The organism is Gilvimarinus sp. 2_MG-2023 (assembly GCF_030547685.1).
Taxonomy (GTDB): domain Bacteria; phylum Pseudomonadota; class Gammaproteobacteria; order Pseudomonadales; family Cellvibrionaceae; genus Gilvimarinus.
Genome location: NZ_JAUOQM010000003.1, coordinates 18,685 through 45,149 on the forward strand (window position 1 = coordinate 18,685; position 26,465 = coordinate 45,149).

A 26,465-nucleotide genomic window follows, 5' to 3' on the forward strand; every position below is an offset into this window, starting at 1 on the left:
TTGTTATCCTTCTTCTGGTGACAAGACCTGCGGTCTACCACTCTGGAGTCGGTGCTATTGGGGGTTGGCGACACCCGCCCCACTAAACGAGCCGTCTATTGTGTGGCAGATATGGACATCGGGCAAGCGCCACAGACAATTGCGAGCTTATTCAGGCTTTACCGGACGTTTGTTGATCACCAATAAATGTCTCTGCCCAGCCTCACCGGGTACGGATAGGGGAATATTCTGCTTCAATTCAAAATCCGGCTGGATATCCAGCAGTTCCTGCTCAGGGTAGATCCCCTTCATTGCGTAAAAGCAACCGTCATCGGCCAGCAAATGTTGGCACCAGTGGGTCATATCAGACAAACTGGCAAAAGCCCGGCTTACCACACCTTGGTATTTTTCACGGCTCTGGTGTGATTCAACCCGGCAGTTTTCCACCTCAACCCAATCCAAACCCAGCAGTGTTTTTACATGAAACAAAAAGCGTGTTTTTTTGCCATTACTATCGAGCAAAGTTAATGGTTGGTTGGGCCGACATATCGCCATCACCATACCGGGCAAACCACCACCGGTGCCTACATCAATAAACCTTCCATCCGGCAAGTGGGGTAGTATCGCCAGCGAGTCCAACAAATGGCGACTCACCATCTGATCAATATTGCGAACCGCCGACAAGTTATACGCTTTATTCCAACGCGAAAATTCTTGCAAGTATTGCAGTAATACTTCGATTGTATCCGGAGCTAAAGTCAATGAAAGGGATTGCACCCCTTGTTCAAGTTGTGCGCGCAAAGACAATGCCATTACACGGCCTCTGCTTTGGCGCGCCCCAACAAGCCGCGTTTTTTCATATACACCAAGAGTAATGAAACCGCCGCCGGTGTCACACCGGGTATGCGTTGTGCACGCGCTAATGTTTCAGGCTTGGCTTCGGATAATTTTTGTTTTACTTCATTCGACAAACCATCGACCGCATTAAAATCAAACGCGTCTGGAAAGCGTGTATTTTCATAAGCTCGCAATCGATCAATATCTTCTTGTTGACGCGAAATATAACCCGAATATTTTGCGTCGATTTCAATTTGTTCGGCTACCGCTTCACTGACATTGACCTCGCCTTTTAGGTTGGCAATATCGGTGTAATTTAATTCTGGCCGTTTTAATAAATCAAATAAACTGTATTCACGGGTCAGTGGACTTTTCACTTTTCCAGCTAATTCATCCGCTTGTGGTGTGCCGGCTTGAACCCAGGTATCTTTTAATCGGGCGCGCTCTACTTCAACCGCTTCGCGTTTTTCGCAGTAATCTTGCCACTGCGACTCGCCCACTAACCCCATTTGATAACCTTGTTCGGTTAATCGTTCATCGGCGTTATCTTCGCGCAACAACAACCGGTACTCGGCACGGCTGGTAAACATACGATAGGGTTCACTGGTACCTAATGTGATTAAATCGTCCACCAACACACCAAGATACGCTTGATCACGGCGCGGACTCCAGGCATCCAATTCGCGAGCGCGTCGCGCCGCATTTAAGCCAGCCAACAAACCTTGCGCGCCGGCCTCTTCGTAACCGGTTGTGCCGTTAATTTGGCCCGCAAAATACAAGCCTCCAATCACTTTTGTTTCCAGTGAGTATTTTAAATCTTGCGGGTTAAAGTAATCGTACTCGATGGCATAACCTGGACGCATTATATGTGCGTTTTCAAAACCTTTGATAGAACGCACTAAATTCATTTGTACATCGAACGGCAAACTGGTGGATATACCGTTGGGGTACAATTCGTGAGTCGTTAGACCTTCCGGCTCAATAAAAACCTGATGGCTCGGCTTGTCGGCAAAGCGATGGATTTTATCTTCAATGGATGGGCAGTACCTCGGCCCCACACCTTCAATGACACCCGAATACATCGGTGATCGGTCTAAACCACCTCGAATAATCTCATGGGTTTTTTCATTGGTGTGGGTAATCCAACAACAAACCTGCCTTGGCTGCATTGCGCGATTACCGCGTACTGACATCACCGGGCGAGGCTCATCCCCCCACTGTTCCTGTAATTCAGAAAAGTCGACCGATTTGGCATCGATTCGCGGCGGGGTACCGGTTTTTAACCGGTCAACTCGTAGCGGGTATTCACGCAAACGCTGAGACAATGCCTGTGCAGGTGGATCACCGGCGCGACCGCCTGAGTGGTTTTGCATACCAATATGGATAACCCCACCTAGAAAAGTTCCCGCGGTCAGCACCACTTGGTTAGCGAGAAACCGCAAGCCCATCTGAGTGATAACCCCACGCACTTCATCGGACTCAACAATCAAATCATCGACCGCTTGTTGGAATATCCAGAGGTTGGGTTGGTTTTCTAAGGTTTCCCGAATAGCTGCTTTGTACAGTACACGATCGGCTTGAGCGCGAGTAGCGCGAACCGCAGGGCCTTTGCGAGCATTTAAAACCCGGAATTGAATCCCCCCAGCATCGGTTGCCAACCCCATGGCACCACCGAGTGCATCAATCTCTTTTACCAGGTGGCTTTTGCCAATTCCCCCGATAGCTGGATTACACGACATTTGGCCCAGCGTCTCGATGTTATGGGACAGCAATAGGGTTTTTGCCCCCATGCGAGCAGCAGCCAGGCACGCCTCTGTGCCGGCGTGACCACCGCCAATCACAATAACGTCAAAACGATCCGGGTAATTCATTCAGGCCTCAAGGCTACCAAGGAAAAAAGGGCGAGCATTATATAGTGAAGTTGGACTGTATAAAACATGTTCAATACTTAATCTTTAAAATCTAGTTATACAGATAATTATTTAATAATAAATATATATATAAATATGTATTAAAGATTAATACTGTTGTTACTAATGGTAAGGCGGTTTTCTGTTTATAACCGTAATTTATCCTTTTAAAACAATGATTTATTGTGATTACAACTGGGTCTTAAAACTGCCTGTAAACTGGCAGAGAGCTCTTGATAAGCTATGGATGGAATAGCCAGTTATCCCCAGAATTTTTAAAACTCGAGTTATCCCCATTTTCATCATCAAGTTAATCAGTCTTAATACACAGGGTTATGGCCAATTCTGATTACTTAACAGGCAAAAAACACTTGAAAACAGTAACTTATGGGATAAACCTGTGAACAATTGTGGATAACCTTCGTAAGTTAGTGCTTTTAGGTGCTTGGCGCTGTGGGTAACCTTGTCCACTTCTGTGAATAAAACGCGTTTTTGAACTTTTGGGCGTGTTTATCCCTTTCAATTGAGAGTTGTTCTCAAGTGTATAATTTTTCAAATTTATTAATGTGTTATAGGTGGGTGTGTGAATCTTGCACTATGGGGTCAAATTAACGTCAGGTTTTTTGCCGGTCAGCTGCAATTAGATACGGTAGAGATGATCGCTGGTGGCGATATTTGCCAAAGTTACAGAGTCTCCGATGCCTTGTTGCGGATGTATTTTATTAAGATACACGTCAATCAGAAGCTTCTCGGGGCTGAACATCATAATTTACAGACTCTCCAGGCAGCATCGATCAGAACTCCTAAAGTATTGGGTTGCTTGTCATTTGAGACATTCGCGGTCTTGATTATGGAGTATTTATCCTTATCCGACAGTGGCGATGAGTACCTATTGGGGCAATCGCTGGCCCAGCTTCACACCTTACTAGCACCGGATACAATGTATGGTTTTGATGAGGATAACTTCATCGGACATAACCCTCAGTACAACAGTCAAAGTCCTAATTGGGAGCAATTTTGGTGGAGCCAGCGACTTGAGCCGCAGTTATTAATGGCTCAAGGCTCGGGGTTTTCGCCTGTCTCTATTGCAAGGATTCGCGAGTGTACACACGCACTTTTGGCTGATCACCAGCCGGCACCTTCTTTATTGCACGGGGATTTGTGGTCGGGTAACAAAGCATTTTTAGCCAATGGTGAGCCGGTATTGTTTGATCCTGCTACCTATTATGGTGATCGAGAGACGGATCTAGCGTTTACCCATGTGTTTGGCGGGTTTAATGCTGGGTTTTACCGAGGTTATCACCACCATTGGCCATTACCAGCCGGGGCCAATCAACGCCAATCGCTGTATAACCTTTACCATCTACTTAACCACTATAATTTATTCGGTAGTGGTTACGTCTCTTCTGTTTATGCGGAATTGGAACGCTTGGGTTTACAAGCCTGACCACCGTGTGAAACTTAACAGCCGGGATAAGACTCTAACGTTTTTTATCGACTTGGTTAAGAAGATTGTTTATGGATGATTCATTTCAGCGAGTAGGTTTTATTCGACGCAACGCAAGGTTTATACTTTTTGTTTTAGGTTTGGCTATTTTTCGGACCGCGGTGGCCGATTGGAATTACGTACCCTCAGGTTCAATGGAACCAACGCTTTACCCAGGGGATGTGTTGGTTGTAAACAAGCTTGCCTACGGCCCTTCTATTCCTTTTACTCGTTCGCGCTTACTGGCATTGGGACAACCAGACAGGGGTGATGTCATTACCTTTTTCCCCTCACATACAAAAGATTGTTTAGTAAAACGCGTTATCGGTGTTCCCGGAGACAAATTACGTATTCAAGGTAATCAGGTTTGGATCAACAATAAGCTTGTGTCTATTGAACAGGCACAGGGGCAGTATTGGGAGCTACTACCAGGTTCTCGTCATTTAATAGATCCGACAGGTGATCAGCCTATTTTAGAAGGCGAATTGCTCATTGCTGAGGGCAAATATTTTGTTATGGGTGATAATCGCGGTAACAGCCTCGATTCGCGCTTCTGGGGGCTGGTAGACGAGAGTCAGGTTATTGGGAAGGTGGTGGCGGTGGGTTTAAATTTGGGGGATCATTTCACTCAGCGAATGGTTCATGGAGTTTTGTAAGTTATTGTTTTTATTATGTTGTCGCCCTTATGTCAGGTAAATGACGTGGATTTGTCCGGTCTTTTTTAACAATACTAAAGGTGTGCCATAAACGCAGCACACCTCAGTACATTACGGAGCAAGGAATGAACGCTCGGAAATTAAGATTAGTGAAAGGCTGGTCTCAGGAACAGTTAGCCGAAATGGCTGGTGTCAGTATTCGGACGATTCAGCGTATTGAAAGAGGGCAGCCACCTTCTTTAGAGACGCGCAATGCACTTGCTGCGGTGTTTGAGGTTGATATCAGTGAGTGGCCTTTGGAGGGCATCGATATGAACACAACATCTACCGCAACTAATGAAACAGCAATAAATCACGAAGACTCGAAAGCGGAAGCGCTAAAAGAGCAAAAAGCGATGGAGTATGTCAGAGACGTTAAAGCGTTTTACTCAAATTTGGCATCGTATCTGTTAATTATCCCCTTTTTGGTTTTTGTAAATCTAACCACCTCGCCTGGCTATATATGGGTGTTTTGGCCCGCCATCGGTTGGGGTATCGGCCTGGCTTTACATGCCCTAAATGTGTTCGAGGTGTTTAACTTTTTTGGCTCCGATTGGGAGCGAAAACAAGTTGAGAAACGATTGGGGAGAAAGTTGTAGAGTAAGTCGCTAGAGGTCTGATGTCGGACGCTGTGGACAGACCTCAGACCTCAGACCGTTATTTCCCTATACAAAAAGAGGAAAATATGCGCCCCAGTAAATCATCGGAGGAAAACTCTCCGGTGATTTCCGACAAATGATTTTGCGCATCGCGCAGATCTTCAGCCAGTAGCTCGCCAGCGGCGTGTACTTGTAATTGCTCTTTACCTTGTTTAAGGCAGCTCTCTGCAGACAATAGGGCGTCTATGTGCCTTTGCCTGGCGGTGAAGGTTGCCTCGGTGGTGCTCTGATAGCCGATACAATCTTTTAGATGGCGTTTTAGTTGATCGAGCCCCTGGCCGGTTTTAGCGCTTATTGCCAGTGCGTTGGCAGGGAGTTTAGCGCTGTCTGCTAAATCGACTTTATTGTAAATGACGCTGACTTTATCGGAATGCTTTAAACGCTCGGTAAATTCTGGCCATACATTCTCGGGTTGCCATTCAGGGTGGTTAATTGCATCGAGTGTGTCGATCATCAGCAGTATTCGATCGGCTTTTTCTATTTCAGCCCAAGCTCTTTCGATACCTATTTTTTCTACCTGATCGGACGCTTCGCGCAGACCTGCGGTATCGATAATATGTAGTGGCATACCGTCGATATGTATATGCTCTTTGAGTACATCGCGAGTGGTGCCGGCGATGTCTGTGACAATTGCACTGTCTCTTTCTACCAGTGCGTTTAAGAGGCTGGACTTACCCGCATTGGGTTTGCCAGCGATGACCACTTGCATACCATCGCGGACCAATTGGCCTTGTCTCGCTTGCTGGATTAACTCGGTCAGAGCCTCGTTAATCTGATCCAGGTCACCAGCTACCTTGCCATCACTAAGAAAGTCGATCTCTTCTTCTGGGAAATCAATAGCGGCCTCTACATAGATGCGCAGAGCTATCAGAGATTCCACCAATTTATGGACTTGGTTGGAGAACAACCCTTGCAGTGAGTTTAGTGCGTTGCGCGCGGCTTGCTCTGAACTGGCCTCAATTAGGTCGGCTATGGCTTCGGCTTGGGCTAAATCTAACTTGTCGTTAAGGAAGGCTCGCTCTGAGAACTCACCAGGGCGTGCCTGGCGTGCTCCTAACTGTTTGACCCGCTCTAGCAGTAAGCCCAAGACAACCGGTCCACCGTGCCCTTGCAGTTCGAGTACATCTTCACCGGTAAAGGAGTTTGGGCCTTTGAAGAGCAATGCTATGCCCCGATCGAGTTCTCGGTCTTCGGCATCAATAAAGGGTAAGTAGTGCGCTTGACGGGGTTGTAAAGTGTTCTGGGTAATAGCCGAGGCTATAGCGGCCGCTTGTGGACCGGACACCCGGATAATACCGACACCGCCGCGACCGGTAGCGGTCGCAACGGCGGCAATGGTGTCAGAAGGCGTTAACACCATGAAATCACCTTATCGTCTATGTGCTGGCATTGTCCGACTTTTCAATTTGTCGGGTAATAACCATCTGTTGCAAGAACGACAGGGTGTTGTTAGTTACCCAGTACAGAACTAAACCGGCCGGGAACCACAAGAACATAAAGGTAAACACCACCGGCATTAACTTCATAATTTTGGCTTGAGTTGGGTCTGGTGGCTCTGGGTTGAGTCGCATGGTGAGCCACATGGTAAAGCCCATTAACAGCGGCAAGACAAAGATTGGATCTTTAATCGACAAATCTGGAATCCACAAGAAAGGTGTGTGGCGTAACTCAACCGACTCCATCAGTACCCAATACAACGCCAAAAACACTGGCATCTGGATTAACATGGGTAAACAACCGCCCAGAGGGTTCACTTTTTCGTCGCGATAGAGCTTCATTGTCTCTTGCGACATTTTTTGTCGATCATCACCGTGGCGTTCTTTTAGCTCCTTCATTTTAGGAGCAAGTTTACGCATACGGGCCATAGACCTATAACTGGTGGCACTTAGCTTAAAGAAAATTGCTTTAATAATAATTGTCAGGGCAATAATTGATAAACCCCAGTTACCAATAATCTCATGAATGTACTTCAACACACCGAATAATGGCTTGGCCATCCACCATAGCCAACCATAATCCACGGTTAAGTCTAAATACGGAGCTATTGCCTCTAGAGCTTCGGTGTCTTTAGGGCCGGCGTAATACTGAACCGCTATAGCTTGGGATTCACCTGGAGCGACTGTCGTCATCGGTGAGGTAAAGCCCATTAAGTAAATATCCTGACTACCTTGTTGGCGTAAGTAATACTGATTTTGGCTTTCGGCGGCGGGAATCCAAGCGCTGATAAAGTAGTGCTGAACCATGGATACCCAGCCACCTTGAACACTGGCTTTGAAACTTTTTTCTTCCAGATCATCAAAAGAAAATTTCTTATAGCGTTCATCATTGGTTGTTAAAGCGGCACCGACAAAAGGCTGCATACCAAAACCATTGGCCGTGTCAGGCTCGTGACTGTCGCGTTTAATTTGACCATATAAGGCGGCTTGCCAGTTTTCGCTGCTCCCGTTTTCAATCAGGTAGCTAACTTCAACTCGATACTCACCTCGATAAAAGGTAAATCGCTTAGTGACTGTTACTGAGTCCTGTTTAGTCGTCAGGTCAACTTGTAAGGTGTCTTGACCTTCGCTCATTTGATATTGAGTATCGCTTGCGGTAAATACTGGGCGTCCGTCAGAGCTGTCGGTACCGTTAGGGCCTATTAAGCCACTCTGTGCGGTGTAGGTTTTACTGCCACGATTGTTTACCAGCACAAAAGGTTGGTCTGGGGTATCTATTTCGGCGTAGTGCTTAGGCAGCGAAACTTCGGTGATATCACCGCCAGTGGGGTTAATGGCGACTTTCAAGGTGTCGGTTGTCACGCGAATTACCTGAGTGCTGGTAATTTCTGGTGAGGCCTGGCCGGGTATCTCGGTAACGGGTACATCGCCACTAACCACTGCAGGGATATCGCTGTCTTTAGGGCTGTTGACTTGCTCCTCGGCAATTTCAGCCGTTGTTTCGGCTTGCCGTTCTTGGAACTCTTCCCAGCGTATCACCAGGAGCACGATTACTGCGACCATTGCCGCGATTAACAGATTCTTTTGCCAATCCATTTTAATGTTTGCCATTGGTTAGTGGTTAATTGTTGGTTTTAGTTGGAACTGGGTCTATACCACCCGGGTGCCAAGGGTGGCATTTTAATAGGCGGCTGACTGTTAGATAAGACCCTTTTATAAAACCGTGAGTCATTATGGCTTCCTCACCATAGTGTGAGCAACTGGGGTAGAAGCGGCATTGATTGCCGATCCATGGGCTCAATAAATATCGATAGAGTCGGATACATTTAATGGCAAGCCAGCTCACGATTGGGCCTCTTGTTGAGCTTTTTTGTGTTGTAAACGCCGCCACTGCTTGGCCAGTAGCTTAAAGATTTGCTCGTTGTCTAACTCGGCCAATCCCCGGCGAGCCAGTACAATAACATCTAACCCATATAAATGTTGTTGGTGCTGACGAAAACTTTCCCGAATTAATCTCTTAACTCGGTTGCGATCAACAGCGAAGCGGATATTCTTTTTTGCGATGACCAGTCCAAGGCGGGCTGTTTGATCATCGTTACTGCGAGATAGCATCAATATATGCTGATGTGAGGCACGAAAGGGTGCGTCATCAAATACCGCCTTAAATTGAGCGGGCTTCAATAAACGTTGTTGTTTGCTAAAGGCATTCGAGCTCACAGGGCTGCGACCTCGTTAAATTGAAAACTGACCACACACAAAAGGCACCGGTGTAGTGCTTCATCATATAATGAAGACGCTACAGCGGTGCCTTTTGTATCACGCGCAGTCTCAGGCTTAATTAGGCGCTTAAGCTTTTACGACCTTTTGAGCGACGACGAGCCAATACTGCACGACCGTTTTTGGTGGCCATACGAGCACGAAAGCCGTGGCTACGTGCGCGTTTTAATACGCTGGGCTGAAATGTTCTTTTCATGGGTTAACCTACCGATACCTGTATTGATCACACAGTGTGCGAAAAAGAGGCGGCGATTTTATAGAAGAACACTAGCAAAATCAATGCTTAATCCTTAATGAGTTATAAATTTATCTATACAGGGTTTATATACTTTGTTTACACAGTTTTTCACGGGGTTATCCACTGGGTTGTTATTGAGAGATGGTTGTTAGTGAGGTTGTTGTATTTTGTGGATAAACCTGTGTAAATCTTTTTTATAACCTGCATAAAACCTCTTAAAATTAACAATTTACCTTGATTTTACTGATCTGGATAGATTTTTGTTCTTTGGTGTGGATAACTAGCTTTTGGCAAGGTAAACTAGTGAGTTCTAAGGCGAGCACCAAACGTTGTAGCAAGGTGTTTGTGAATAATATTGGGGGTTAGTTTTGCCGGAATCGGTGTGGGAATTTTGCGTTTCCAGTCTTCAGGATGAGTTGCCATCGCAACAATTTAATACTTGGATTCGACCGTTAAAGGTTGAGGGGGGCGCTGATGGTGCCAGCCTGCGTATTCTTGCGCCTAACCGATTTGTTTGTGATTGGGTTAGAGAGAAGTTTTTAGCCCGAATATCTGAACTCGCTCTTCAGTACCAAGACGAACCATCACTTACTATTGATGTAGGGGTGGGCAATCGCTCTGGTGGCAACCCCGCTATTATGCGTCGACCGGCCCCAACAGCGACGCAGTCTAATCCTGCCCCAGCGGCAGCAGCGCCTGAGACAACCCCTGTTGCTCATAATGCCTCAGTGACTGCTCCTCCCCCGCAACCGCCAATACAGGCTTCCAGGCCAGATGTAGAGGGGGCGCTTAAGCATCAAAATAATGTCAATCGAGCTTTCAGTTTTGAAAGTTTTGTCGAGGGTAAATCTAACCAGTTGGGTTTAGCAGCCGCGAGACAAGTAGCAGAAAACCCCGGTGGTGCTTACAACCCACTTTTTATTTACGGTGGAGTTGGGCTGGGTAAAACTCACTTGATGCAAGCTGTGGGAAATGCACTGCTGCAGAAAAATCCCAATGCTAAGGTTATATATTTACACTCTGAACGCTTTGTGGCGGATATGGTAAAGGCACTGCAATTAAATGCCATTAATGACTTTAAGCGTTACTATCGTTCTGTTGATGCATTGTTAATTGATGATATTCAATTTTTTGCGGGTAAAGAGCGCTCTCAGGAAGAGTTCTTTCACACTTTTAATTCGCTATTGGAAGGTGGCCAGCAAATTATTCTTACCTGTGACCGTTATCCAAAAGAGATACACGGCTTAGAGGAGCGGCTTAAATCTCGCTTTGGTTGGGGGTTAACCGTAGCGGTAGAACCCCCTGAGCTCGAAATGCGAGTGGCTATTTTAAAGAAAAAGGCCCAGCAAGTTGAGGTCGATTTACCTGATGATGCGGCTTTCTTTATCGCGCAGAGGATTCGGTCAAATGTACGTGAGCTAGAGGGTGCACTAAAAAGAGTGATAGCGAGTGCTCACTTCACAGGAAGATCGATTGATGTAGAGCTGGTACGCGAGGCCCTGAAGGATTTACTAGCACTGCAAGATAAACAAGTGAGTGTGGATAATATTCAGCGGGTTGTCGGTGAGTATTACAAAATTAAAATCGCGGATATGTTATCTAAACGGCGCAGTCGCTCAGTTGCCCGGCCGCGTCAGGTGGCTATGGCATTAGCGAAAGAGTTAACCAATCACAGTTTGCCTGAGATTGGTGAAGCTTTCGGTGGGCGCGACCATACAACCGTTTTACATGCCTGCCGTAAAATTAAAGAGTTGGAAGAAGAAGATGCAGATATCAGAGAAGATATGAAAAATCTGCTACGTTCTTTAACCTCTTAAACCAATCAATCAGTAAGCCCTATATTCAAGGACTAAGACAAGAGACCATCACATGAAATTTGTCGTATCGCGAGAGGCATTGATCAAACCCCTGCAACTGGTGGCGGGTGTTGTTGAGCGTCGCCAGACCTTACCTGTTCTATCCAATGTGTTGTTGGTTCTAGAGGGGAATAGGCTGTCCCTGACGGGCACCGATCTAGAGGTGGAAATTGTCGGTCGGGTAGAGCTGGAAGCTCCTGGAATTGATGGTGAAATCACTGTACCGGCCCGAAAATTTGTGGATATTGTTCGCTCATTGCCGGATGACGCTGTGGTGGAGTTAATTGAGGAAGAGAGCCGAATTTTATTAAAAAGTGGCCGTAGCCGCTTTACCCTATCTACCTTGCCAGCCAATGATTTCCCCAATGTTGAGGATGGTCCCGGTGATTTGCAGTTTAGTGCACAACAAGGAGAGATAAAGCGACTTATTGATAGAACTGCTTTTGCAATGGCTCAACAGGATGTCCGTTACTACCTAAACGGTATGTTATGGGAAGTTCAGCAAGATCAGTTGCGAGTAGTGGCCACTGATGGCCATCGTATGGCAATGTGCACACGAGCTCTGGGAATCAACACCTCTGAGTTGGTACAGGCTATCCTGCCCCGTAAAGGCGTGTTAGAGCTTGCTCGACTAATGAATGACAATGAAGAGTTGGTGGATGTTGTACTGAGCGCGAATCATATTCGCGTGGCATCCCATGAATATACATTTACCTCCAAACTAGTAGACGGTAAATTCCCAGATTACGAACGAGTATTACCGCGTGGTGGCGATAAGATTATGTACGGCTCACGCAGTGAATTAAAACAAGCCTTTTCTCGCACGGCTATTCTATCCAATGAAAAGTATCGTGGTGTACGTTTGTTGCTGGATAGCGGCCAGCTAACAATTGTAGCGAACAACCCCGAACAAGAAGAAGCTGAAGAGCAACTAACCGTTGATTACGCTGGAGACTCTCTTGAGGTGGGCTTCAATGTCAGCTATCTGACAGATGTTGCCAATGTACTGAACAGTGATGCGATTAAGATCACTCTCTCAGATGCTAATAGCAGTGCTTTGCTAGAGGAGCCTGAAGAGGGCGACTCTCTCTATGTTGTTATGCCTATGAGGCTCTAAGACTTAGAATATGCCTATCCAGCGGCTGTTGGTCACCCAGTTTCGCAATTTGTTACAGGTCGACGTCCAGCCTTCACCCGATATCAATCTTCTTTATGGTCAGAACGGCTCTGGTAAAACATCTTTACTGGAGTCAGTTTATTTGTTGAGCCTCGGGCGCTCTTTCCGCAGCCATAAAATTAAGCCGCTTATTAATGAAAGCGCCTCTGAATTAACAGTCTTTGGAAAATCAAGTGCAGCCAGTATTGGTATTACCCGTCCACGACGTGGTGATTCTCAGTTTAAGGTTAATGGCTCAAGGATAGCTTCACTGGCTGAATTAACCCGCTCTTTACCGGTGTTGGTAATTAACAGTGATACTTTCCGGTTGATAGAAGGTGGGCCAAAAGAACGACGTCAACTTCTCGATTGGTTAGTGTTTCACGTGGAACCTGGCTTCTTCATCACCTGGAAGAATGCCAGCCGGTGTTTAAAACAACGGAATGCAATGCTGCGTCGTGATAGAATACCCTATGCTGAGTTTCATCCTTGGGATAGAGAGTTGGCGGGGCTCAGCCAGCTGTTAGCTGATTATCGCTGCTGTGCATTTGATCAATTCAAAGCCGTTTTCTTGTCACTAGTGGAAGAGTTTGTTCAGATTGAATCTCTTACGGTAGAGCTTGAGCAAGGTTGGGACACCACTGGTAATCTGCTGGATATCTTAGAGCAGCATTTTGACCGCGATAAGAAACAAGGCTTTACAGGCACTGGCTTCCATCGGGCGGATATCAAAATCAAAGTAGGCTCCCATAAAGCTGAAGAAGTACTGTCACGGGGCCAACAGAAACTGCTGGTTTGCGCCTTAATCCTTGCTCAGTGCATGGTGTTTCAGCAAACAAGTGGAAAGAATTGTATATTGTTAGTCGATGATTTGCCCTCTGAGTTAGATGATAAGTATCAAACTCTGATGGTTAATTGGATTAACAAGCTTAATTGCCAGGTGTTTGTGACAGGGGTTGATGTGTTAGCTCTGTCAGAACCTTGGGGAAAGATGGTTGATCGGGATATTAAAGTGTTCCACGTGGAACACGGAGAGATAAAACACGAAGAGCGACTGGCGCTATCTGAAACGGAATAAGCCAGCCTTACTAATAAGCGGAGTAAACCTACTATGTCAGACGATAAACCCAATTATGACTCGTCCAGTATTAAGGTGCTAAAAGGCCTTGATGCCGTACGTAAGCGACCGGGTATGTATATTGGGGACACAGACGACGGCACGGGTTTGCACCATATGGTCTTTGAGGTGGTGGATAACTCCATTGATGAGGCATTGGCAGGCTTTTGTTCAGAAATTCGCGTTGTCATACACCCCGATGAATCAGTTTCGGTATCAGATAATGGTCGTGGCATCCCCACTGAAATGCATGAAGAGGGTGTGTCTGCGGCAGAGGTCATTCTGACCGTATTGCACGCCGGTGGTAAGTTTGATGACAACACCTATAAAGTGTCAGGTGGTTTACACGGTGTGGGTGTTTCGGTGGTTAATGCTCTTTCAGAAGAACTAAAGCTCACCATCCGCCGCGGTGGCAGCGTACATGAGCAGGTCTATCAGCACGGTGTACCACAAAAGCCCCTAACGGTTGTGGGTGAAACAACCTCAACGGGAACAGAAATTCATTTTAAGCCTTCCGCTGACACCTTTAGCAATATCAAATTCGAGTTTGAACTCTTGGCTAAGCGTCTGCGCGAGCTGTCGTTCCTAAACTCCGGTGTGCGTATCGTTCTAAAAGATGAGCGCAGTGGTAAAGAAGAAGTGTACGAATATGAAGGTGGTTTGCGTGCCTTTGTGGAGCACCTTAATGCCAATAAAACCCCAATCAATAAGGTTGTACACTTTACTGACCAGCGAGAAGACGGCATTGCAGTAGAAGTTGCCCTGCAGTGGAACGATTCCTTCCAGGAAAATATATTCTGTTACACCAATAATATTCCTCAGCGCGATGGTGGTACTCACTTAGCAGGCTTTCGGGCTGCATTGACGCGGGGTTTAAATACCTACATTGAAAAAGAGGGCTTGGCGCAGAAAGCTAAGATCAGCACCACAGGTGATGATGCACGAGAGGGGCTAACAGCGATTATTTCTGTAAAAGTACCCGACCCTAAGTTCTCATCGCAAACCAAAGACAAGCTGGTTTCTTCTGAGGTGAAAACCGCGGTAGAGCAGGAAATGAGTCATAATTTGGCTGATTTCCTGTTGGAAAACCCAGCCGAAGCCAAGCAAATTGTGGGTAAAATGATCGATGCGGCCCGCGCTCGTGAGGCGGCCCGTAAAGCCCGTGAGATGACACGCCGTAAAGGCGCACTGGATATAGCCGGGTTACCGGGTAAACTGGCAGACTGCCAAGAGAAAGACCCAGCGCTATCAGAACTTTACCTGGTGGAGGGTGATTCTGCTGGCGGTTCCGCCAAACAGGGCCGTGCCCGAAAAACCCAAGCCATCTTGCCACTAAAAGGTAAGATTCTAAATGTCGAGAAAGCGCGATTCGATAAAATGCTGTCCAGCGTTGAAGTAGGTACTCTGATTACTGCGTTGGGTTGTGGTATTGGTAAAACTGAGTTTGACCCGGAAAAGCTGCGCTATCACAGTATCATTATTATGACGGATGCTGATGTTGATGGATCGCACATTCGCACCTTGTTGCTGACCTTTTTCTTCCGCCAAATGCGCGAATTGATTGAGCGCGGTCATGTTTATATTGCCCAACCTCCTTTGTATAAAATTGCCAAGGGTAAGCAAGAGCAATATTTAAAAGATGAACCCGCCCGTATCGCTTTTTTGACCCAAGCGGCCCTTGAAGGTGCAAGTCTTCATGTTAACAGCGATGATCCAGGTATACGCGGTGAGCAACTTGAAAACTTGGTGCGTGAATATCGCAGCGTGATGGAGACCATTGAGCGTCTATCGCGTTTGTACCCACCAGAAGTGCTTGAGCAAATGATTTATATGCCTTCATTATCACCTGAAAACCTAGGTGATGAGCAGGTTATGAATGAATGGTGCGAAAAGCTAGCATCTAAGTTCCACAACAGCCACAAAGCGGGTGCCGATCGCTACGAATTGACCGTGCGGGAGGATCAAGAGCGCCATCTTTATTTGCCTCATGTGGAGATCATTGAGCATGGTGTAGCTGCGGAGTATCCATTTAATCACGAGTTCTTCGCATCCGGTGAATATCGAGCAATTGTAGGCTTAGGTGAGAAGCTCGATAATTTGTTGGAGGACGGCGCCTTTGTCAAACGCGGTGAGAAAACTCAAGAAGTCGACACATTCGATGCTGGTTTAGAATGGCTCATGAAAGAGGCTACTCGCGGTTACTCTATCCAACGTTATAAAGGGCTGGGTGAAATGAACCCAGAGCAATTGTGGGAAACCACAATGGACCCACAGAGCCGTAGAATGCTTAAAGTGACTATTCAGGATGCTATCGCTGCCGATCAAATTTTCACGACACTTATGGGTGATCACGTTGAGCCACGTCGTGAATTTATTGAAACTAACGCACTGGCAGTGGCCAATCTGGATGTGTAAGTAAGTACTAACTACATTATTTTTGGCGTGCTTTAATGGCCAAAATCTTCCTCTAAACAGTTTTTGTTGGGGGAAGGTTTGGGCCAAACACCCTCAATCATGAATACGTTCAAGCCTGCCAACCTGTCTATCAAAGCTCTATTTTTATTTGCAGTTATTTAACTGCAGGCTATAAAAGCTCGATTATAGGGCCAAAATATAGCCCAAATACCTGCCAGAATATTCCCTATATTAAAAACAGACTATCTTCCTGAATTTTTTTCAAATCCCGAATAATAAACCAAATTTTAAAATTCTTTTAATTTCAATGGTTTACGGTTGGGTCATTTATTTGTTTAAAGTGGGTCGGGTCAATTCTTACGAAAAAGCGAAACTGAGTCGCGACTATTGAGTGGAAAGCGGATTATCAATTGCAAGGAGAGCTATTGCCAACACAACGGTTTCGTGAGCCTGAATCAGATGACAAAAATGCCTAAGACAAAGTCTTATGATCAGGCACTACTTTGGGGAGAAGAATTCGATGTTTAAACATTCAAAGCTTTCGGTAGCAATACTAGCTACCTTGTCGGTGGCACCAGTAGCCAGTATGGCTCAAGAAGAAGAGGTGCTGTTCGAGGAAGTAATCGTACGAGGTATCGCAAGCAGTATTGAACGCAGTATTGATCGAAAGCGTGATCAATCTTTGATTTCAGATGGTATCTCGGCTGAAGATCTGGGTAAGTTCCCAGACAATAATATCGCCGACTCACTCCAGCGTGTACCCGGTGTGGCAATTGATAGAGATGGCGGTGAAGGTCGATTTGTCAGTATTCGAGGGCTTGGCCCAGATTTCACGGCGGTACAAATAAACGGCCGTACACCAGCTTCTGAAAATGAAGAGCGGGCTTTTAGTTTTGATACCCTGGCCTCCGAATTGGTGAGCACTGTTGATGTCTTTAAGACGTCGGCACCAGGCTTGAAAGAAGGTGGTTTAGGTGGAACGATTGATATTGTCACCGCACGTCCATTTGATTTTGATGGTTTTAAGTTCGCAGGCAGCTTAAAAGGGCAGTACGAAGAGAACAGTGAAGAGACCAGTCCGCAAGGCTCTTTTATTATCAGCAATACGTTCAATGACGGCATGTTTGGTGTTTTGGCGTCAATGACCTACCAAAAACGAAACACGTTAGAGTATGTGGTTAGAAATGAACACATTGCCAATACAAATCTAGAGCCGTTTCTTAGCTTTACCACGCCAAGTGAAGGTTGGGGTGGTGGCTATGCCTACTCAGGCGATGGTCTAGAAGAAGACACCTACCGTATTCAAAGCATTTACGCCGGCAGCGAAGAAGTGACTCGTGAGCGAGTTGGTGGCAACCTCGTCTTTCAGGCCAGACCGACGGAAAACCTGACTTTAACCGCTGATGTTATTTATTCAGACTACAGCACATCATCTACTGAGTATTCGACCGGTTCGTATCTTTGGGCGCCTACTTTGTCAGACCAAAATGTGGTGGATGAGAACGGCTTTTACCAAGTAATTAACCATGGTTACGACGAAGGTTATGATATTACTGGTTACGCCCACCTGTTAACCACGAAAGAGAGACCGACCGAATCGGTTATTGGCGGCTTTAACGCTGAGTGGTATATCACCGATGATTTAGTGATGACGGCTGATATAGCACACTCAGAGGCGGAGTTGGATAACCGCGGTTTGGATCGCTTGTATATTGCCGAATTTCTTAACCGCCCTGGCTACATTATGACCTCAGATGGCGGAATTCCGACCTATGAGTATCGTGACGAAGACGCCATTAAGCCCGAGATGGGCAGCCAAAATATGCAAGACCTGAGGGCGCGTATTACCTCGAATGATGGTGTGTATAACAAAGGTACTAACGATGAGTTTAAGTTGGACTTTGCTTGGGACGCCGATGGTGAATACTTACAAGGCGTGAAGTTCGGCATCAATAACACGATATCTGAGAAGCAGACAGAATATTGGAAAACTCCTGAATTGATCCGTCGTATGTACCACGGCCTGGCTACCGGGCAAGAGATTGATTACGATAGCATTATTACCGGTGTACAGGAGTCGGGTGACCATTTTGGTGGCCTTAACGCCGATGTTTATATGATTGATCCCGTGGCGTATCGGGAGTGGATGGCAGAAAATATCGATGGCCGAACCCGAGCAGATACAGCCACCGGTATAGCGTCTAAAGAAGCCTTTATTGAAAACGGCTACAGTTGGGCCGCGGTCAAGTCTAACGATTCTTATGTCATCGAAGAAGATGTTATTTCAGCTTATCTTGAGTTAGATTTCGAAGTAAACCTGATGGGGATGCCATTAGAGCTCGTTGGTGGTCTGCGTTACACCGAAACATCGTTAATCTCCGATGGCACTTCTCAAGTATTGGAATCATTGGAGCGTGAATCTACCGGACCCGGCGAACCACCATCGCCCTGGTTAGTGCAGAACTACGCAGATGCTGCAGGTACCGCCGTATCGATAGACAGCAATTACGACAATTGGCTGCCGTCTCTTAATGCTACCTTGCAGGTAACAGAAGATCTTTATGTTCGAGCAGCGGTCAGTGAAACCCTAACACGACCGACTCTGTCAGCTCTTGCACCTTATACGACCTATCAAACAACCACTGTGTCAACGCGCACCGCCATGGGTGGCAACCCCGATTTGAAGCCGTATAAATCAACCAACTATGATTTGGCGTTCGAGTACTATTACGGCGATTCCGATATCTTATCTTTGGCTTTTTATCAAAAGAACATTGATGACTATATCGTGCGGTACTCGCAATTGGAAACCATAGAAAATGTTGCGGTTGAAGACCCTAGCTGGCAAGAGTTTATGGTGACTCGCCCACACAATAGTAAGTCTGCCACGATTGAAGGTGCAGAGATTAATATCACGCACTTATTCGATATAGGGGTTGGTGTAACGGCAAACTATACGTTTGTTGATAGCAGTGCCACCCTAAGCGAAGCGAGTGATGCCGAGCAATTTGCCCTTCCTGGGCTGAGTGATACCGGTAATGTTTCTTTGTTCTACGGCAACGAACTCTATGAAGGTCGATTAGCGTATAACTATCGCACCGATTTTCTTGGTTTAGTGTTTAACGGCCCATCAAACGAGCCGGTTCACTATGATGCGTATGGAACCTTAGATTTCTCCTTTAGCTACAACATTACAGAAAACATGTCGGCCTTTATTGAGGGTATCAATGTTACAGGTGAGGTTGTGAATAAATACGGTCGTTACGAAAATCAATTTGTTGGTTACGAAGACACCGGAGCAATTTATACCTTTGGCTTAAGAGCCAATTTCTAAAGAGTTTGTTTCCTCGCTTTGGCCCGGGTAATACCGGGCTTTTTTTATCGATAGGGTTAGGAAAAATGAAAATTTCAAATATTTATATTATGGCTAAAGTAGTAGTCATTATGCTAATCAGCCAGATTACTGTAGCTGAAAACTCGGCTTCAATTGGCGGACATTGCGTAGAAATTAACGGCATGTATGTTTCTCTGAACAGAGGAAATACTGATCTTTTAGGAAATTTTAATCGAGAAACAGAATTATTGGAATTTAGCCAGAGCAATGGCATCAATTATTTAATTCTCTACGGTCTAGAAGGTATGGGGCCGGATGTTTCTCGACAAAATAAACTGGCAAATTTTATCTCTAGAGCGAAAACATACTACGGTATTCAGGAAATAGCGGCTGCACTGGGCTCGGCATCATCAGCCGATGAAATGCTCGCCTATAACAATACCCGGACGAACATTGAAAAACTGGATGTTTTAAATCTTGAGTACGAATTTTGGAATCGTGAAGACAGAGAGCAAGCATTTACGGAAACTATGAATATTTTATCTCATTTTGACAGCGTTGCTCGTGGGAATGAGTTAAAAACAGAAATTTATATTGGCTGGATAAACGCAGAAGAAGGTGCAGCTTTAGCCGATGCGGTAGATAGAGTACTTGTACACTATTATCGACAAGACGATATTAATATTATTCAATATGGATTAGACCGCCTAGAGTTTTTGGCGTCGGGTAGTCGAACTGTAGAGATTGCTCCTATATTTTCTAACGAAGGTCCTACCAATACAGGTGATCCAACCTCTTACTTTATGGGCCCATGGCTGGAAACACACTCTATTGATCAGCCCTTTAAAACATGGATGACAGAGTATCAGCAACTAGATGACGTATGGAAACAAAAACTCGAGGTGGTCGGTAGTACCTGGTTCTTATATAACCATTTCGCTGATATATCTGTAAATAACGAAAATCATATTAATTTACAGCCTGTGTCAAATAAGGCCTGTGTAAGTGAAGAGGTAACACTTCAGCTTAATAGCAGTGCCAGTGAAAAAGATATTACATGGTTTAAAGATGGGCAATGTTTAACGAATACTCAGAGCATTCAAGGTGCTGATTCACAGACACTGCAAATTAATAGCCTAAAGGTCGATGACATAGGTAGGTATCAAGCGCGTGTGGTTAGTTATGACGCTACCAATCCGTCTAGCCATGTGACTAAAACCGCTAAAATAAAACAAAAAAATAAATGTTCACCAAATCAAAATATAGCGTTAAATAAAACCGTCGATGCGTCGTCGTTCGTAGCGTCAGGGTATGAGCCCTGGCGTATTACAGACGGCGACATCACCAATAGTCGCTGGGCCAGTGAATACACCGGAGATCAATGGATACAGGTCGATTTGGGGAGTGAATTTTATATCAAAAATATCACCCTAACTTGGGATCCGGCTTATGCAATCGATTACCAGGTGAGCCTGTCTACCGATGGCAGTGAATGGAGATCATCTATCGATATTTCAGATAACAATCAAATGATTAACACACACGATAATATAAAAAAGAAAGCTAGATTTGTCCGTATTAAAGCTACGAAAAAAGCAATTCCGTCGCGAGGTTTCTCGTTGTATGAGTTAGAAGTGTACGGAACACCGGTTATTAAAGAGTGCTGATAGACCGATAGCGTATAAATAAGGTAGAGCCAAACTTAAAAAAGTGACATTAGAAATTAAATAGCAGGCTTTTATGAGACAAATACTGACAATTGTGCTTGGACTATTATTGGTTCAAGGCACGCACGCGTTTGATTATCAAGCGTTTGCCGACGAGGCGGATGTAAAATACGGAGTTGAAAGTAATTTTCTACCGGACGGAAAATTTAGTGCATACTTAAAGATTAATAATAGCTCGAGCCAAACAATCCCCGCGGGGGAGTCGGGTTGGAGTTTTTATATGCATTTCGTTAGGCGCATTACTAAAATAAATACGGATGAGTTTACCCTGACTCGAATCAAAGGTGATCTGCATCGTTTAACACCGACAGCCGCCTTTAAAGGCATAAAACGTGGTGAAAGAAAACGCATTTCATTTACAGCATTAGGCTATATTTCAAGTTATAGCTATATGATGCCAAACGCTTTTCTGGTTGATCCGAAGGGCAATAGCTATGTTTTCGCCAGTACAGCTTATGAAGACCCTAAAACGTTTACAGATGAGTTAGCAAAACCAGAGCAGTATCTCCGGTTTAATAATCCCGACGCCGATCTTTATCCGGTAGCCACACCTGCCAGCCGCTACAGCGACAATAAAAACGTTGATGTCATCGAACAGCCTTGGGGCATTATTCCTACCCCGAAAGAAGTTCATCGAAGTAAGGGCTATGCCAAAATTAATAGCGAATGGTCACTGTATCAAAGTGGGGGCTTGCGCTTCTCTGCTGACTATTTAAAGCGTGAGTTTGAAGCGTTAGGGATTACGTTAAACGACATTGAAAATGTCGGCGCCGACAATGGCATCAGTTTACTTATTGACGATTCAATCACTCAAGCTGAGAAATATGAGCTCAATATAAAGAGTAATAGAGTGGTTATTAAGGCGGGTGATAAGGCTGGAATATTCTATGCCGTACAGAGTTTAACTAAGCTTTTACCGCTTTCAGAAAGTCAACAAGAGGTTAAGTTACCCGCGGTTAGAGTATTTGATGAGCCACGTTATACATGGCGGGGAATGCACTACGACATCGCGCGAAACTTCCATGGCAAGCAGGCCATACTGACTTTAATTGAGCAAATGGGCCGCTATAAACTTAATAAACTCCACCTGCATTTGACCGATGATGAGGGCTGGCGGTTGGCGATCCCAGGCTTGCCCGAATTAACCGATATAGGAGCAAACCGGTGTTTTGATCCACTGGAACAAACGTGTTTAATGACTCAGTTAGGTAGCGGACCTACCTCGGAGCAAGACAAGCAGTATTTAACCCGTCAGGACTATATGGATATTGTGCGCTTTGCCAATAACAGAAATATTGAAATAGTGCCTGAGATTGATATGCCGGGTCATGCGCGGGCGGCAATTGTTGCTATGCAGGCAAGGTACCACAATAAGTTAGACGTAGACCAAACAGCACAAGCCGAGCAGTTTTTGTTATCCGACCCCCATGATACGTCTGAATATTTAACGGTTCAGAGTTACAACGATAATTCTATCAATGTGTGTATGGAGTCGACGTACCACTTTATCAATAAGATCATGTATGAACTGCAGCGTATGCATCGCGATGTTGGTGCTCCTTTGCAGACTTTCCACATGGGCGGTGATGAAGTAGGGCGAGGCTCGTGGGTGGGCTCACCGCGCTGCCAAGCGTTGTTCAAAGATGCAGACTCTGGAGTCGTGGGTGTAGATGATTTAAAACCGTACTTTGTTAAACGGGTCGCGCAGCTCGCCAGTGATCGCGGGTTGGCAATTGCCGGCTGGGAAGATGGTTTGATGTACGATAAGAACACGCCCTTTTTACGCGAAAGTCTGCCAAATTTGGATGTTATTGCCCACACTTGGGATAATATTTGGGAGTTAGGTGTTTCCGATCGAACCTATATGCTAGCGAATGCCGGCTACAAAGTGGTTTTGTCTTCTGCCACTCACTTGTATTTTGATCATCCGTACGAAAGTAACCCAGATGAACGAGGTTATAACTGGGCAACGCGATACACTGATTTAGAGCAAGTGTTCGCTTTTCGACCAGACGACCTATATGCCAACGCGGATAAAACCTTTAGAGGTGAGGAGATAACTAATCTAGAGGCGCTGACTAACAAGGTACATGTAGCTCTCGAAAAACCGGAAAATGTTCTCGGTATGCAAGGGCAGCTTTGGAGTGAAACTCTGCGTACCACAGAGGCGGTAGAAAGTATGATCTTCCCCAGAATTATCTCCCTCGCTGAGCGCGCTTGGCACAAAGCTGGCTGGGAAGATGGCAATGGTAAAGACAAAGAGTATCGTCAAGACTGGCAAGTATTTTTATCTGCGCTGGTTACCCATGAACTGCCAAAGCTGGATCAACATGGGGTGAATTTTTATATCCCTCCGCCCGGCATTCGGATGAACGGAAAAAAACTGATGTTTAATAGTGCACTACCTAAGGTGACTTTTGAAGCGAGTCTCGACGGAGGGGAAACTTGGGTGGCCATTGATGGCAACACCGCAGCTTATACACCAGCTGCCCTATATCGATCTCGTTTTGGTAATCAGTATAGCCGTTCAATATCGATGGCTAACGCGGAAATTTAGGAGATTTGTTTTGACTCACTCGCCCCCCCCAAAAAGCTTGGAAACTTTAGCACGTAAAGCGCTTGGGGAAGGGCGTGATCAGCAGGCGTACCAGCTGTTAGGTGAAATTCTTCAACAGCAGCCGGATCATGCAGAAGCTCACTACTTACTGAGTTATATTGCGCATAAATACGGTAATTACCAGAAAGAGGTAGAGCTTCTCCAAAAAGCATCGATCATTAACTCGGAAAATCTGCTTTATAAGGGTTACTTGGCTCGAGCGTTGGTGCTTTGTGGTGAAATGAATTCCGCTTATCAGTTATTACAAACAATTGACACGGTGGCAACAAATAATCCTGAGTTGATCGATGTTGTCGCAACCACTTACAATCGGTTGAATCTCTATACACAGGCAAGCAAATGCTATCAGCGTTTAGTAGAGATTGATGTGAGTAGCGCGTTGGTGTGGTTCAACCTTTCAACTTGCTATAAGTACCTTGGTGACTTTTCTCAAGCCAAAAAGGCGTTAGAAAAAGCCGTTGAGCTTAAGCCTAACTATGAGAAAGCCCAGGCGGCATTGACTTTACTCAGTAGTATGGACTGCCGTGCAAAAAATTCTGAGGATAAACGAGTAAAGTACCTGACCCGAATGTTAGAGGCCAGTCACAACCCGGAAGCTCAGCTGCATATAGCGCATGCTTTGTCCAAAGAGCTGGAGGCTGGTGGTCATTATTCACAGTCTTTTTCTGTGCTGCAAAAGTACAAAGCCAAACAAAAGGCGGCAATAGGTTATAGCTTTGATCGGGATAAACCGATCTTAGACAAGTTAATCGCTAAGGCACCTTATCCCTGTAAGCCCGCCGATGGTGTTGAGAATATTTTTGTAACCGGAATGCCGAGAAGTGGTACCACTTTAGTTGATCGTATATTGTGTGGTTCGGACGAGGTTATCTCTGCCGGCGAATTACAGTGCTTTCGTACCAGTATCAAAAAGGTACTGGCGGACACTTCTTCGAACTTTATCACACCAAGCTGTTTAGCCGCCTTAGGCGACGATAAGTGTATAGAAGTGGGTCGGTTATACCAGCATAACACTCGCTACTTACAGGGTTCAAAAAAAATTCTACTAGACAAGCTGCCGGTTAATATCTTGTTGGCAGATCAACTTATTCACTGTTTGAAAAATAGTGTCGTAGTGTGCTTAGATCGAAACCCACTGGATACCATTGTGAGTAATTATCGGCAGTTGTTTAGTTTTGCTGATGGTTGCTATAGCTATTCTTTAAGCTTAGAGGATACAGCCTTATTCTATGTGTCGTTTTACCAATTAACACGGCGGTTGAAGCGGGATTATCCAGAACGTTTTTTTCTTTTAAACTATGAAAATCTCGTACAAAATCAACAAGAAGAAGCTAAACAGCTGTTCGAATTCTGTCAATTGCCCTGGAGTCGTGAATATTTAAATATCGAAAATAATACAGCGCCCGTGGCGACTGCCAGTGCCTTACAGGTTCGGCAGAAAATTTATACCCGATCTATAGAGCAATGGCGTCACTACGATGACCAGCTACTAGGGGTTAAAGCTATTCTCGACGCCCATGATATCGCGTATTAACGATTAATCCGTTTGGTTAATAGCTTTATTGCGATATTCAGTTGGTGACTCACCGGTTAATCGTTTGAAAAATCGCTGAAATGAGGATTTGCTGTTAAAGCCAGACTCCAGTAAAACCTCCATAATCGACATATTTAAACATTCCTTATCGCCTAGGTAGCGCTTTGCTTCTTCTACTCGGTAAAAATTAATAAATTCAAAAAAGTTTTTATCGAAGGCACGATTGATCGCAAAGGAAACATCCCGGTATGGTAGATCGAGCATATCAGAGAATTGCTCTACGTTGATATTTGCTTTTAAGTAGAGTTTCTGGTCTTGTATCCCACTCATAACCTTGTTGATTAAATCATCAATATTATCGTTGGATTTATTGCCCGGATTTTTTAATCCTTTAGTGGTAGTCAACCGTTGAGCATGTGAAACACTGTAGAAAAAGAGCGCAATTAATAGGATAAAGTTTATGTAATTGTCAGTAATGCCCAGCGGCAATCGATAGGCGACGGCTAGAAAACTGAGCATTAACGACCATACTGCGGAGCAAATATAAGCCACAGTTATCAGGTAAAGCCAAACAATCGCTTCTTCGTTGACCGAGGAGTTGTGACTGAACACAGTCTTGTGATATTTCCTGACAATATACAACGAGTAAACAAAATAGGCGAAAGGGGTAAGTTTAACGAACCACCAAATAAAATCGACGGCTCGATATACAGCGCTATCGATACCAAAAGTATCGAGGCGAAGAAAGCTGCTGCCTATACCAAAAAAAGCAATCACACTGATGACGATTATAGTCGGTATAAAGTGCAGCCAATCGGTTCCAGTAAGACTAAAGTCGTCGTGGGTAATGCTGGCAACATACAGCATTAAGAGAGGACCCTTAAGTAGCATGGCCGGTGCATAAAAATAGGGCGTAAGAGTTTCCAGTGTATCAGAAGTGGGCAAATACTCATTCCAGATAAGCAATATGCCGATATCGGCCAAAGCAATGGATACAAAAAAACCCGATAAAAGATATTTGGAGATAGGCAGCTTGCTGGAAAATAAAGTCTGCGACAGGGCCAGTACAATGCTTAGACCAATAGATAATATAAGAATGACATCGTTAAGGTTAAAGTACAGCGTGGTCATAAAAAAGGCTTCACATAATATTACTAACGACAATTCTCGCTAGATAGACTGGATACTGCTA

The 26,465-nt window shown here is 45.2% G+C and carries 19 protein-coding genes; 11 read left to right on the plus strand and 8 right to left on the minus strand.

Annotated features, from left to right (window positions below; genetic code table 11):
- Positions 1 to 147 precede the first annotated feature (147 nt).
- The gene (gene rsmG / locus Q4526_RS00185) at positions 148 to 792 is read right to left on the minus strand and encodes a 16S rRNA (guanine(527)-N(7))-methyltransferase RsmG (protein ID WP_215974686.1); all 645 of its coding nucleotides are present in this window, start codon (positions 790 to 792) and stop codon (positions 148 to 150) included.
- Positions 792 to 2,687, minus strand: a complete 1,896-nt coding sequence (mnmG, locus tag Q4526_RS00190; protein ID WP_215974687.1) for a tRNA uridine-5-carboxymethylaminomethyl(34) synthesis enzyme MnmG — start codon at positions 2,685 to 2,687, stop codon at positions 792 to 794. The genes rsmG and mnmG overlap by 1 nt, the downstream gene beginning before the upstream one ends.
- A gap of 622 nt (positions 2,688 to 3,309) precedes the next feature.
- On the opposite strand from mnmG, the gene Q4526_RS00195 reads away from it, so the two are divergent.
- The 3 genes from Q4526_RS00195 to Q4526_RS00205 all read left to right on the plus strand — a co-directional run bounded on the left by Q4526_RS00195 (position 3,310) and on the right by Q4526_RS00205 (position 5,506).
- Positions 3,310 to 4,173 (plus strand): fructosamine kinase family protein, encoded by an 864-nt coding sequence (locus Q4526_RS00195; RefSeq protein WP_215974688.1) that lies wholly within the window; start codon positions 3,310 to 3,312, stop codon positions 4,171 to 4,173.
- Positions 4,174 to 4,244: 71 nt separating this feature from the next.
- Positions 4,245 to 4,868, plus strand: a complete 624-nt coding sequence (lepB, locus tag Q4526_RS00200) for a signal peptidase I (protein ID WP_215974689.1) — start codon at positions 4,245 to 4,247, stop codon at positions 4,866 to 4,868.
- Positions 4,869 to 4,993: 125 nt separating this feature from the next.
- Complete coding sequence (locus Q4526_RS00205) at positions 4,994 to 5,506, plus strand: helix-turn-helix domain-containing protein (RefSeq protein ID WP_215974690.1); 513 nt, start codon at positions 4,994 to 4,996, stop codon at positions 5,504 to 5,506.
- A 58-nt stretch (positions 5,507 to 5,564) separates the two neighbouring features.
- On the opposite strand, the gene mnmE is transcribed toward Q4526_RS00205, so the two are convergent.
- From mnmE to rpmH, 5 genes are all read right to left on the minus strand, one after another.
- A complete protein-coding gene (gene mnmE, locus Q4526_RS00210; RefSeq protein WP_303609489.1) occupies positions 5,565 to 6,923 on the minus strand; it encodes a tRNA uridine-5-carboxymethylaminomethyl(34) synthesis GTPase MnmE in 1,359 nt (452 codons plus the stop codon).
- A 19-nt stretch (positions 6,924 to 6,942) separates the two neighbouring features.
- Positions 6,943 to 8,598, minus strand: coding sequence for a membrane protein insertase YidC (gene yidC / locus Q4526_RS00215; RefSeq protein WP_215974803.1), 1,656 nt, complete (start codon positions 8,596 to 8,598; stop codon positions 6,943 to 6,945).
- 25 nt (positions 8,599 to 8,623) lie between these two features.
- Positions 8,624 to 8,893, minus strand: a complete 270-nt coding sequence (gene yidD / locus Q4526_RS00220; protein WP_368411077.1) for a membrane protein insertion efficiency factor YidD — start codon at positions 8,891 to 8,893, stop codon at positions 8,624 to 8,626.
- Positions 8,845 to 9,219, minus strand: coding sequence for a ribonuclease P protein component (rnpA, locus tag Q4526_RS00225; protein WP_215974693.1), 375 nt, complete (start codon positions 9,217 to 9,219; stop codon positions 8,845 to 8,847). Before rnpA ends, yidD begins: the two co-directional genes overlap by 49 nt.
- Before the next feature lie 121 nt (positions 9,220 to 9,340).
- Entirely contained in the window at positions 9,341 to 9,475 is a 135-nt protein-coding gene (gene rpmH, locus Q4526_RS00230; RefSeq protein ID WP_215974694.1) for a 50S ribosomal protein L34, read from the minus strand.
- A gap of 410 nt (positions 9,476 to 9,885) precedes the next feature.
- Here rpmH and dnaA point away from each other — a divergent pair, with 410 nt between their 5' ends.
- The 8 genes from dnaA (at position 9,886) to Q4526_RS00270 (ending at position 25,273) form a co-directional block, all read left to right on the plus strand.
- Positions 9,886 to 11,334, plus strand: coding sequence for a chromosomal replication initiator protein DnaA (gene dnaA, locus Q4526_RS00235; RefSeq protein WP_215974695.1), 1,449 nt, complete (start codon positions 9,886 to 9,888; stop codon positions 11,332 to 11,334).
- A 52-nt stretch (positions 11,335 to 11,386) separates the two neighbouring features.
- On the plus strand, positions 11,387 to 12,490 hold the full coding sequence (gene dnaN, locus Q4526_RS00240) for a DNA polymerase III subunit beta (RefSeq protein WP_215974696.1): 1,104 nt from the start codon (positions 11,387 to 11,389) through the stop codon (positions 12,488 to 12,490).
- 10 nt (positions 12,491 to 12,500) lie between these two features.
- Positions 12,501 to 13,607, plus strand: a complete 1,107-nt coding sequence (gene recF / locus Q4526_RS00245; RefSeq protein WP_215974697.1) for a DNA replication/repair protein RecF — start codon at positions 12,501 to 12,503, stop codon at positions 13,605 to 13,607.
- A 33-nt stretch (positions 13,608 to 13,640) separates the two neighbouring features.
- Complete coding sequence (gyrB, locus tag Q4526_RS00250) at positions 13,641 to 16,061, plus strand: DNA topoisomerase (ATP-hydrolyzing) subunit B (RefSeq protein WP_215974698.1); 2,421 nt, start codon at positions 13,641 to 13,643, stop codon at positions 16,059 to 16,061.
- Positions 16,062 to 16,581: 520 nt separating this feature from the next.
- Positions 16,582 to 19,395, plus strand: a complete 2,814-nt coding sequence (locus tag Q4526_RS00255) for a TonB-dependent receptor (RefSeq protein WP_215974699.1) — start codon at positions 16,582 to 16,584, stop codon at positions 19,393 to 19,395.
- A gap of 65 nt (positions 19,396 to 19,460) precedes the next feature.
- Entirely contained in the window at positions 19,461 to 21,062 is a 1,602-nt protein-coding gene (locus Q4526_RS00260; RefSeq protein WP_215974700.1) for a discoidin domain-containing protein, read from the plus strand.
- Positions 21,063 to 21,135: 73 nt separating this feature from the next.
- The gene (locus Q4526_RS00265) at positions 21,136 to 23,679 is read left to right on the plus strand and encodes a family 20 glycosylhydrolase (protein ID WP_215974701.1); all 2,544 of its coding nucleotides are present in this window, start codon (positions 21,136 to 21,138) and stop codon (positions 23,677 to 23,679) included.
- Positions 23,582 to 25,273, plus strand: a complete 1,692-nt coding sequence (locus Q4526_RS00270; protein ID WP_303609482.1) for a tetratricopeptide repeat-containing sulfotransferase family protein — start codon at positions 23,582 to 23,584, stop codon at positions 25,271 to 25,273. The genes Q4526_RS00265 and Q4526_RS00270 overlap by 98 nt, the downstream gene beginning before the upstream one ends.
- 3 nt (positions 25,274 to 25,276) lie before the next feature.
- Here the strand turns inward: Q4526_RS00270 and Q4526_RS00275 are convergent, their stop codons facing one another.
- The gene (locus Q4526_RS00275) at positions 25,277 to 26,404 is read right to left on the minus strand and encodes a helix-turn-helix domain-containing protein (protein WP_215974703.1); all 1,128 of its coding nucleotides are present in this window, start codon (positions 26,402 to 26,404) and stop codon (positions 25,277 to 25,279) included.
- Between the last annotated feature and the right edge of the window lie 61 nt (positions 26,405 to 26,465).